Genomic DNA, 11127 nt, shown 5'->3' with positions numbered 1-11127 from the left:
TTACCTCATCAAAACGCGCAGTGTACTGCGCGTTTTTTGTTCCAGTAAGATTTTTCGATTTGAAGTGAGTTTTTTGAAAATCTCATCGTTAAAGTGCCTTATTGTTAAGAGCTCTAGCCCTTTATTGTAAAGGATTTGGTAACGTTTTGATAATTCTTCAATGAGCTCATTCAACTGAAATGAGTTTTCATCAATGCTTACAGAAAAGTTGATCGCAGAGTTTTGCATCATGTTGATCTTTACTCTGAATCGTGCAAATTCCTCAAAAATATCACTCAGGTGATCTTCAACGATGAAAGAAAAATCACGGGTAGAAATTGACACCAATCTTTGATCTGTCCGGATAATAAAAGATGGTACAGTGTCATCATTGCTGTTTGAGCTATCGATAAGTGTTCCAGGCTCACTGAAATTTTTAAAAGACCTCACGTAAAGTGGTATCTTTTTATTCTGAAGTGGCTGAATTGTTTTAGGGTGAATAACTGAAGCACCGTAGTAGGCCAACTCAATAGCCTCTTTGTAAGATATGTGATTTAAAAGAGTCGTTTCTTTAAAGTTTTTTGGATCTGCGTTGAGTACTCCCGGCACATCTTTCCAAATTGTGACACTCTGTGCCTGTAATGCGTAAGCAAAAATAGAAGCTGAATAGTCAGATCCCTCTCTACCGAGTGTGGTAGGGTTTAGCGCATCAGCCCCCGCAATGAAGCCCTGCGTTACAGCAACTGGTGAAGCCGAGTTATTCAAAAACTGAGCAATGGTATTTGCCACCTGAATCTCAGTTCTTTTCCAATCTACATTAGCTGATTTATATTGATAATCGGTTTTGATAATTTCGCGTGCATCAAACCATTGATTATCGATTTTTTGAGATCTGAGATATTCGCTGAAAATTTTGGTACTCAAAAGCTCACCGTATGGAACCAGTTGATCATATAGATAATCGGGCTTAGCCGTATTTCCATTATCAATTATTTCATAAACCTGTTCGCTCAATGACTCTATTTCATTGTGAATTTGGACTTCTGAATCAAAAAGGGCATTTATTATCTCGAGGTGATCATCAAGAATTTGTTTGAAAATAGCACGAGCATTCTTCCTGTTTTTTAAAACCTCAAAGAGCACACGCTCCATGGCGTTAGTCGTTTTACCCATCGCGCTCACCACAATGAGAAGAGGGCCACTGCCTTCTTCTCTTGCGATTTGTACAGCATTTTTAACCGACTCAGCATCTCTAACCGATGCACCTCCAAACTTGAAAACTCTCATACAACAAAAATGGAATAAGTTTAGGAAATAGAAATGTGTAAAAATTGAGCTATAGCTAATAAAATTCGGATAGTTTATTACTTTTATGCAGAATTTTGAAAAACCTTCATATATGAATATCAAAGGAATACTACTGGGAGCGGCTGGTTTGGTTATATCAGCCTCACTTTTTGCACAGTCAGAACCGAACAAGCCATCTTACGAAAATGTCGTATATCAGGCTAACGGGAATTATTATATTCAAAAATCTTTACCACTTTACCTAAAATTCTCAACCACCCCGGATGGAAAAAACTATCCTTTAAAAAGTAAAAGCCACCCTTCTGATGCGAATCCTTTGTATCTCGATACTGAAGGAATAAATTACATTAGGAGTAAATGGGCAGTTGACCCAGAAACCGGTGATCCGGTTAGGCCACAGCGTGAAGTCCTAATGGAAGTTTATGCTGATGGAATTTCTCCTCGCACAACATTGCGTTTTTCCGGAGCACCTAAGTATGTAAAAGGTGGAACCGTTTATTATGGAAAGGGGCTCAACTTTAGTTTGTCTGCCCGAGACGGTGTTTCTGGTGTAAAAGAAACACAGTATGCATTGGGTGGAGGTTACTCAAAGTATTCAAATGAAGTGGCGGCTAATAATGAAGGAGCTCAAACGCTGTATTATTACTCTGCAGATAATGTAGGAAATGCTGAAGATACACGTTCATCAGATTTTACTGTCGATTTATCGGCACCATCTTCAAGTCACTCTATTGATGGGATAACACACAATGAAAATATTCTGGCCCCAAGCACGGTATTCAATCTATCTTCTTCTGACAACTTAGCCGGAGTGAAGGTGACGCGTTATTCATTCGACAATGGATCTGACCGTAATTATCCCGGCAGAATTACAATGGCAGGTTTAAAGGATGGTAATCACACTTTGTATTACTATGCTGAGGATAATGTTGACAACACGGCAACTAAAAAGTCTTTTAAGTTTTACCTCGACAGAATTGCACCAGAAGTGAATTCTAAAGTTGTAGGTGATCAGTATAAAGGAAAGTATTTATATGTGTCACCTCGCACAAAAGTGAACTTGACTGCTAGCGACAATAAAGCCGGTGTGAAAAATATCTATTACCGTATTGATGGTGGTAACCGAAATACTTTTTCAAGTGACTTCAATATTCCAAATAAGCTGGGTACGCACAGTGTTAAGTACGATGCGAATGATAATGTTGAAAATCTTTCAACTAATCATTACTTAAATGTTTACATGGATAACAAGTCACCAGAGACTGGTATTAAATACGGCAATCCGCAATTCTTTGATCGCGACACACTATTTATCACAAGTGAAACGGAAGTGACACTTTTCAAAAGTGATGTTGGATCAGGGGTTAAATCTACAAAGTACAGTATTGACGGAGGTGGAGAGAAAGATTACTCTACTTTTACAATACCCGGTGAAGGCTATCATACCACTGCATTCTATTCTACTGATAATGTGAATAACAAAGAGTCGAAAAAGACGAGTAATGTATTTGTAGATAATACTGCTCCTGATATTTTCGTGAATTTCAGCATTGATCCTATCGGAAAGAAAGGTGACAAAAACATTTATCCTAATTACGTGAGGATGTATGTTGGAGCTACTGATAAGCACACTGGTACGAAACAACTTTTCTACTCAATTGATGGAGAGCCTCTACGTCAATACTCGAGTCCGCAAACACTTGATATCTCTGAGTTGAGCAGATTTAGAAAGAAGAAGAAGTATGAAGTGAAAGTTGTAGCTCGCGATATGCTGGGTAACGAATCTGAAGAAACTTTTGAATTCTACGTAGGCAGACAGGACTAAGCTTCTTTACATATTATACCAAACAGAAAAGGCATCTTAATCAGATGCCTTTTTGTTTTTTATATCGGTTGACTTTTTCTCTTTTTTATCGAGATCAGGAGGGTCAATCATGTCTTTTTTCACAAAAGCAAACGGATACTCTTTTTGTACTTCTATCAAAGCACCCTCAGCTTCAACTTTGGATCTGAAATTACCCACATTGATTTCAAAGTTAGGGTAGCTCCAAACTAAATTAGCCGGAATGTTAGGGAACTTTGAGCGAAATTCAAGTTGTTTTTCCCTGGCCTTTTGTTTGCTATTGGCTCCACTTCCTGAATAAACTTCAATTCTAAAGCCATCCATTTTCTTTTTCTCTAAAGTGTGTTGGTCGTAGTACCTTGATAGCTTATCGAGTTTTTCAGTAGTTTCTAAAGAAATAGAATCTTGATCGAGGTGAATTGTGTCTTTTATTTTTTGGTCAGATCCATTCCAATTGAGCGTATTTTGGGGCATAACGTCAATTGTGAAAAACAAAAAAACGGAAAAAAGCAATACCGAATATCTGGTAATTAACATGAGATGATTGTTTTAGTAAAGTTTGTAACGAAGAATGTTTAGCTAAAGTAAAATATTCATGATGAAAATATGTAATTTAGAAGGAGTCTAAATTAAATTCGAGTAATTCTTTTTTTTAGGCTTTGTTAACAGGAGTTAAGCCTTTCTGCTATTTTTGCCCTTAAAATCTAGGGAAGAAAAAGCCTATCAAAGGTCATAAATTATTGGTAATGAGTAGATTTTATTCTAAAATCGGCAATGTTAAGGTGATGATGCACGCATGCGTGCTTTCTTTATTTATAGCCTTATCACTTCAGGTGGAAGCCCAGGACGGCAAGAAGCTATTCAGAGGAAACTGTGCCTCGTGTCACAAGTTGGAAGGGAAGTTAGTAGGGCCGGCTTTGAGTGGCGTTCAGGATCGATGGGATAGTAAAGAAAATCTCATAGCCTGGATTCAAAACTCTCAGCAATACCTTTCTGATAACCCTGGTGATGATTATGCTCACGGTTTATATGAAGAGTATAACAAGTCGGTTATGCCGGCTATGCCGTTAGACGAAGCGCAGGTAAATGCGATTCTTGATTATATCGCTAATCCTTCAGCTGGTGAAGAAAAAGAAGCCGGTGGCGGAGAAAAACAAATGGTTGCTGCACAGGATTCGGGTGAGGATTACACACTCTACTGGATGCTTGGCTTCCTCGTGGTATTGCTTATCGTTATCAAGGTACTTCTCGATGTTAAGCGTTCAGTTAAACATCTACTTTATGATGTTAAAGGTGACGATGGATTTGAGAAAGACGGTGAGGTAAAAGATTTCAACTGGTCAACAAAAGACAGGTTGCAGCATTGGGCTGGTCGCAACAAGGTTGTAGTGGCGCTAATGGGTGTCGTAGTTCTTGTTGTGGTTCTGAATGTTGTTTGGCAGGGTCTTTTAGGAATTGGTGTTTATGAAGGATATGCTCCGGAGCAACCGATTAAATTCTCTCACAAAATTCACGCTGGCGACAACGAAATCTCTTGTGTTTATTGTCACCACGCAGCAGAAAAAGGAAAGCATTCTAATATTCCTTCAGCTATGCTTTGTATGAATTGCCACGAAGGTATTCAGGAAGGTAGCCGCTGGGGAACTGAAGAAATATCTAAGATATATGAAGCAGTAGGTTACAATACTGAAACTGCTGAATATGATAAGCCTAAAAAACCAATTAAGTGGGTTCGTATTCACAACCTCCCAGATCTTGCTTACTTCAATCACTCTCAGCACGTAGTGGCTGGTGAAATTGAGTGCCAGGAGTGTCATGGTCCGGTTGAAACTTACGATTACCCAATGAAACAATACGCACCGCTCACAATGGGCTGGTGTATTAACTGTCACCGCGAAACTGAAGTGAAGATGAATGGTAACGATTACTATGATGATCTTCATGCTGAACTTGTTGAGAAATACAAGGAAGAAGGAATTGATAAGTTTACGGTTGAACAGATCGGTGGTTTAGAATGTGCTAAGTGCCATTATTAATTATTATTGACTTTTAGTTTTACGCAATATGAGCAATTCAAGAACATACTGGAACAGTCTCGAGCAATACAACAACGATCCTGAGTTTGTTAAAAACGCACAACGGGAATTTGCTGAAGATTTACCGGTAGATGAATTCTTATCAAAAGAAGAGGCAAGCCAGTCTTCTACAACGAGAAGAGACTTTTTGAAATTTGTTGGCTTTAGCGTTGCAGCGGCAACAGTCGCTGCCTGTGAAACGCCAGTAACAAAGTCTATTCCTTATGTAGTGAAACCTGAGGAAATAGTTCCCGGTGTGGCTAATTATTACGCTTCAACATTTTTCGATGGTGTTGATTTCGCAAATGTTTTAGTAAAAACACGTGAAGGTCGACCAATTCATATTGAAGGAAACAAGCTTTCGCCAATCAATAAAGGCGGACTTCATGCGAGGGTAAACTCATCAGTTCTTTCACTCTACGATTCTGGCAGACTACAGGGGCCAACGCTAAAAGGTGAAAGTGCAAGCTGGGAGAAAGTGGATTCAGCAGTAGCTTCTAAATTGGACTCGGTCAGAGCCAATGGCGGAACTGTTCGATTCCTCACATCATCATACATCTCGCCATCAGGTAAGAAGGCAATTGGCAAATTGAAAGATAGTCTCGGTGAAAATGCTGATTTTAAATCAGTAACTTACGATGCTTATTCTTATGCTGGAATGCGTTACGCAAATGAGGAGAGTTTTGGAAAAGCAATGATCCCTCAATACCACTTTGATAAAGCTAAAGTGATTGTAAGTTTTGGAGCTGACTTCCTTACAAATTGGTTGTCACCAATTGAATTTGCTAAACAATATTCTGAAAGACGTAATCCGTCTAAAGACTGGATGAGTCGACATTATCAATTTGAATCTAACTTTTCAGTAACTGGTACTAATGCTGATGTAAGAGGTGCTGTGAAATCATCTCAACTTGGCCTCTCGGTTATTGCTCTTTACAATGAGCTTGCAAAGAAAGCCGGAGCAGCTACAGTTTCAATGAAAAAGTTTGATGACGATAATAACGTTTCAGACAAAATCAAAACGGCTGCAAATGAGTTGTGGTCTAATAAAGGCAATTCACTTGTAGTTTCAGGGTCTAACGATAAAGATACTCAGGTTGTGATCAACGCGATCAATGACTTGTTAGGCTCTTACGGCAAAACAATTGATCCTAAAACAGAAGTTTACCTCAAGCAAAGTGATGATAAAGCTTTTGTTGAATTGGTAAATGAATTGAAGAGCGGATCTGTAGATGTGTTGTTCATCAATGGTACAAACCCTGTTTACTCTGCACCCGCATCACTTGGTTTTGATAAAGCGCTTTCAAAGGCAGGAATGGCTGTATCGTTTGCTGACAGGCTTGAAGAGACAGCTTCAAGCTGTACTGTTAACGCTACTCCTCATCATTACCTCGAGTCATGGAATGACTTCAATCCTAAAAAAGGATTATACAGCATTTCTCAGCCTACTATACGCCCATTATTCAATACTCGCCAAATGGAAGATAGTATGTTATTGTGGGCTGGTGAAAAAGATACTTATTACGATTTCATTCGTAAAAACTGGGAAAAAGATCTGCTGTCTAAGCAATCTAAATATTCATACTTTGATTCATTCTGGAACTCGGCTGTACACGATGGCTTGATTGAAGTCGAAAGTTCTGCCGGTTCTGACAGTGAGGAAAACAGCTCAATGACGTTCAACGCTGATGTGGCTAAGAGCGCATCAGCGGTTTCTAACGCTTCAAAATCTTCAAACTGGGATGTTGAATTGTACATGGAAACATCAATGGGAGTTGGTAATCACGCTAATAACCCATGGCTGCAAGAACTTCCACACCCGGTAAGTAAAGTTACCTGGGATAACTACATTGCCATGAATCCTGAAGATATGATGGATGAAAATGGTAATGAGATTTATCCTATTAAAATTGCCGAAAAGTATCCTGCTAAAACAGCTAAGGTTACTGTAAACGGCAAAACTGTTGAGCTTCCTGTAATCGCACTTCCGGGTCAGCGTAAAGGAACAGTTTCAATCGCGCTTGGTTATGGTAGAACAAAAGCTGGTAAGGTTATCCTTCAGGGCGATCAAAAAGCCGGGGGCCAAAAAACAATTGGTGCTAACGTTTTCCCATTTGTTGAGGTTGTGAACGGAACAATGCAATACGTAGCTTCTGGTGCATCAATTGAACCTACAGGTACTGAGTATCCAATTGGTTCAACGCAAATTCACGATACCATGATGGGTAGAAAAATCGTGAATGAAACTTCATTGAAAACATATAACAAACACGGGAAAAGTGTTTGGAATCCTGATATTGAAATAGCGAATGCATACGGTAAAAAAACACCTGTGCAAAAGCTCGATATGTGGAATGATCATGATCTTAAGATTGGTCACCACTGGGGAATGACGATTGACCTAAATGCATGTATCGGTTGTGGTGCTTGTGTGATTGGTTGTAACTCTGAAAATAATGTGCCGGTTGTTGGAAAGGATGAAGTTCGCAGAACAAGAACGATGTCCTGGTTGAGAATTGACCGCTACTTCAGTTCAAACATGACGAAACCAAAAGCCAAAGAAGAAGGTGTTGGTAAAATCGACATGTACGCTGAGATGGAAGTTCCATCTGAGTACCCTGAAGCAGTTTATCAACCGGTAATGTGCCAGCACTGTAATCACGCTCCTTGTGAGACTGTTTGTCCGGTTGCTGCAACTACACACAGTAATGAGGGCCTTAACCAGATGACTTATAACCGTTGTATCGGTACACGTTACTGCGCGAATAACTGCCCATATAAAGTGCGTAGATTCAACTGGTTTAACTACAAAGCTGACTACAAATTCACTGGTGTTAATCCATCTCAGGATGATCTTGGTAAAATGGTACTAAACCCTGATGTTACGGTCAGAGCCAGAGGTGTTATGGAAAAATGCTCTTTCTGCGTTCAACGTATCCAGGATGGTAAACTCAACGCCAAAAAAGAAGGTCGTCCAGTAAAAGATGGAGAGGTTACAACTGCTTGTGCAACGGCATGTCCAACGAATGCTATTCAGTTTGGTGATCTCAATGACGACAATTCACAGGTGAATGAAATATCGAATTCTGACCGCTCATATAATCTCCTTCAGGAAATTGGAACTAAGCCTAATGTATTTTACATGACGAAAGTTCGCAATGTCGATGAAGAGCGAGTAAGTGAAGCTGTAAAAAGTCACGGTGGATCATCACACGGCCATGAAGGTGAAGGGTCACAAGGTCATGGTGAAAAAGAGCACAACGGACACGAAGCATAATTTGAATAAGTACATACATCATTAAATAGTGATATAGATGGTTAAAGAAGCAGAAGTACGGGAGCCGCTAATTTTAGGTAAGGATGTTACTTACCACAAGATTACGGAAGAAGTATGCGCTCCTGTAGAAGGGCGAGCAAATAAGTTATGGTGGTTTATATTCACCATGTCTTTACTCCTTGGTTTATGGGGCCTGGGTAGTATTACTTATACTATCGGCCGAGGTATTGGAGTATGGGGATTGAATACTACCGTTGGTTGGGCCTGGGATATTACCAACTTCGTATGGTGGGTTGGTATTGGTCACGCAGGAACGCTGATTTCAGCTGTGTTGTTGTTGTTCCGCCAGAAATGGAGAATGGCGATTAACCGTGCAGCTGAGGCAATGACAATTTTTGCCGTTATGATGGCTGCTTTGTTCCCTGGAATTCACATGGGACGTATTTGGATGTCATATTGGGTTCTTCCTATTCCAAACCAATTTGGTTCGCTATGGGTGAATTTTAACTCTCCACTCTTGTGGGATGTTTTTGCGATATCAACATACTTCTCTGTATCACTGGTGTTTTGGTATATTGGTCTTATTCCTGATTTCGCTACTATTCGTGACAGAGCTACAGGGCCAATTGCCAAGAAGATCTACTCTATTCTCAGTTTTGGATGGACAGGTAACGCAAAAGCGTGGATACGATTTGAGGAAGTTTCACTGGTTTTAGCCGGACTTGCAACTCCGCTTGTATTCTCTGTACACTCGATTGTATCAATGGACTTTGCAACCTCGGTTATTCCCGGATGGCACACGACAATATTCCCTCCTTACTTCGTTGCCGGTGCAATCTTCTCAGGGTTTGCTATGGTACAAACACTGCTCTTGATTTCGAGAAAAGTATTGAATTTTGAACGTTACATTACGATTCAGCATATTGAGTTGATGAATGTTGTAATTGTTGTTACAGGTTCTATGGTGGGTACAGCATATCTATCAGAGCTATTCATTTCGTGGTACTCAGGTGTTGAATACGAATCATACGCATTCCTCAATCGCGCAACTGGTCCATATGCATGGTCTTACTGGATTATGATGACCTGTAATGTAATTACTCCACAGTTTTTTTGGTTCAAAAAATTGAGAAGAAGTCTTACAGTATCATTTATTCTCTCGATTTTCGTAAACATCGGTATGTGGTTTGAGCGATTTGTGATTATTGTAACATCACTACACCGTGATTACATTCCATCAAACTGGTCCTGGTTTCACCCAACATGGGTTGATATTGGGGTTTTCGTTGGAACGATAGGTTTGTTCTTTACTTTATTCCTGCTCTTTACAAGGTTCTTCCCTGTATTGGCATTGAATGAATTGAAGAGTATTTTGAAAGTTTCTGGTGAATCTTACCGTGATGGTAACAAGCCTGAAAAAGAAAATGAAGAGTTAGCAGCTTAATTTGGATCTGACCATGACAAAAGAAAAATACTTATACGGTTTATACAACGATGATGAACTCCTGGTAGATGGCATCAAGCATGTTCAATCTAAGGGGATTAAGGTAAATGATGCTTATTCGCCATTTCCTGTTCACGGTTTAGAAGACGTTCTTGGAATTAAATGGACGAGATTAGCAATTGCTGCGTTCTTGTTTGGTCTTACCGGACTGGCGCTTTCTATGCTTGCCATCAATTATTTCATGATTATTGACTGGCCAATGAATATTGGTGGTAAGCCGAGTTTTAATTTCTATGAGAACCTGCCGGCTTTTGTGCCAATTATTTTTGAATTTACTGTATTGTGTGCAGCTCACGGTATGGCAATTACTTATTTCTTTAGAAATATGACATTTCCCGGAATGCCAGCACGTAATCCTCATCCAAGAACAACTGATGATCATTTTGCTGTGGAGATATCTCCTGAAGGAAATGAAATGTCTGTTGAAGATTTAAAGAGTGCTCTCAAGGAGACTGAGGTTGTTGAAATTTTTGAAAAAGAACGCATAACGAAATTTGTTTAGACTATGAAGCGAGTTCTCCTCATTTGTACAGTAGTTGTGGCTTTCGCTGGATGTTCAGATCCTCAAAGCCCAGGAATAGAGTATATGCCTGATATGTATCGCTCTCCTTCTATTGAAGCGTACGAAGAAGAAAAGCTCTTTGCTGATCACTCGGGAGCCAGAATGCCTGCAGAGGGATCTATTCCAAGAGGCTTTATGCCATATCAGTATGAGAATACAACTGAAGGGTATGAAAAGGCTGGTAAAGAGTTGAAGAATCCTCTTCCTTACAGTGAAGATTTGGTGAGTGAAGGGAAAGAGATTTATACTAATTTTTGTATTCAGTGTCATGGTAAAAAAGGACAGGGAGATGGTGCTGTAGCATCTAACCCAAAATGGCCTGGTCCCCCACCCGCTTATGATGGTGCCAGGCTTAAGGATTTACCAGCTGGTAAAATTTTCCATTCTATTACTTACGGTAAAGGTTTGATGGGACCTCATGCTTCTCAAATCAACAAAGAGGATCGTTGGAAGCTTGTTTATTATGTTCAAACTTTACAGGGTAAGGATTTGAAAGCTATGCAGGCTAAAGCTGGTTCTGACCAGAAGGAAGAAGAAAATAAAGAAGATAATAATACAGAGAATCAAGATGCTTAACAG

At 39.7% G+C, this 11127-nt stretch carries 8 protein-coding genes; 6 read left to right on the top strand and 2 right to left on the bottom strand.

The features are described from left to right. Entirely contained in the window at positions 1-1266 is a 1266-nt protein-coding gene (locus RI557_RS02500) for an aspartate kinase (RefSeq protein ID WP_310681868.1), read from the bottom strand. Between the two features lie 112 nt (positions 1267-1378). On the opposite strand from RI557_RS02500, the gene RI557_RS02495 reads away from it, so the two are divergent. Beyond that, positions 1379-3112: an OmpL47-type beta-barrel domain-containing protein gene (locus tag RI557_RS02495; protein ID WP_310681866.1), complete on the top strand. Its 1734-nt coding sequence runs from the start codon at positions 1379-1381 to the stop codon at positions 3110-3112. A 36-nt stretch (positions 3113-3148) separates the two neighbouring features. On the opposite strand, the gene RI557_RS02490 is transcribed toward RI557_RS02495, so the two are convergent. Next, complete coding sequence (locus RI557_RS02490) at positions 3149-3604, bottom strand: hypothetical protein (protein WP_310667412.1); 456 nt, start codon at positions 3602-3604, stop codon at positions 3149-3151. Between the two features lie 272 nt (positions 3605-3876). Here RI557_RS02490 and RI557_RS02485 point away from each other — a divergent pair, with 272 nt between their 5' ends. The 5 genes from RI557_RS02485 to RI557_RS02465 are packed head-to-tail and all read left to right on the top strand — an operon-like array spanning position 3877 to position 11124. Beyond that, complete coding sequence (locus RI557_RS02485) at positions 3877-5166, top strand: c-type cytochrome (protein ID WP_310681864.1); 1290 nt, start codon at positions 3877-3879, stop codon at positions 5164-5166. A gap of 28 nt (positions 5167-5194) precedes the next feature. Beyond that, a complete protein-coding gene (locus tag RI557_RS02480) occupies positions 5195-8482 on the top strand; it encodes a TAT-variant-translocated molybdopterin oxidoreductase (RefSeq protein ID WP_310681862.1) in 3288 nt (1095 codons plus the stop codon). Between the two features lie 37 nt (positions 8483-8519). Then, positions 8520-9926, top strand: a complete 1407-nt coding sequence (gene nrfD / locus RI557_RS02475) for an NrfD/PsrC family molybdoenzyme membrane anchor subunit (RefSeq protein WP_310667409.1) — start codon at positions 8520-8522, stop codon at positions 9924-9926. Between the two features lie 13 nt (positions 9927-9939). Then, positions 9940-10488 (top strand): DUF3341 domain-containing protein, encoded by a 549-nt coding sequence (locus tag RI557_RS02470; protein WP_310667408.1) that lies wholly within the window; start codon positions 9940-9942, stop codon positions 10486-10488. Between the two features lie 3 nt (positions 10489-10491). Continuing rightward, entirely contained in the window at positions 10492-11124 is a 633-nt protein-coding gene (locus RI557_RS02465; protein ID WP_310667407.1) for a cytochrome c, read from the top strand. Positions 11125-11127: the final 3 nt, after the last annotated feature.

Source organism: Salibacter sp., assembly GCF_031581065.1.
In the GTDB taxonomy this organism is placed as follows: Bacteria; Bacteroidota; Bacteroidia; order Flavobacteriales_G; family Salibacteraceae; genus Salibacter.
The sequence above is the reverse complement of the archived record's forward strand: the minus strand, read 5'-3'. Positions and strand labels throughout refer to the sequence as shown.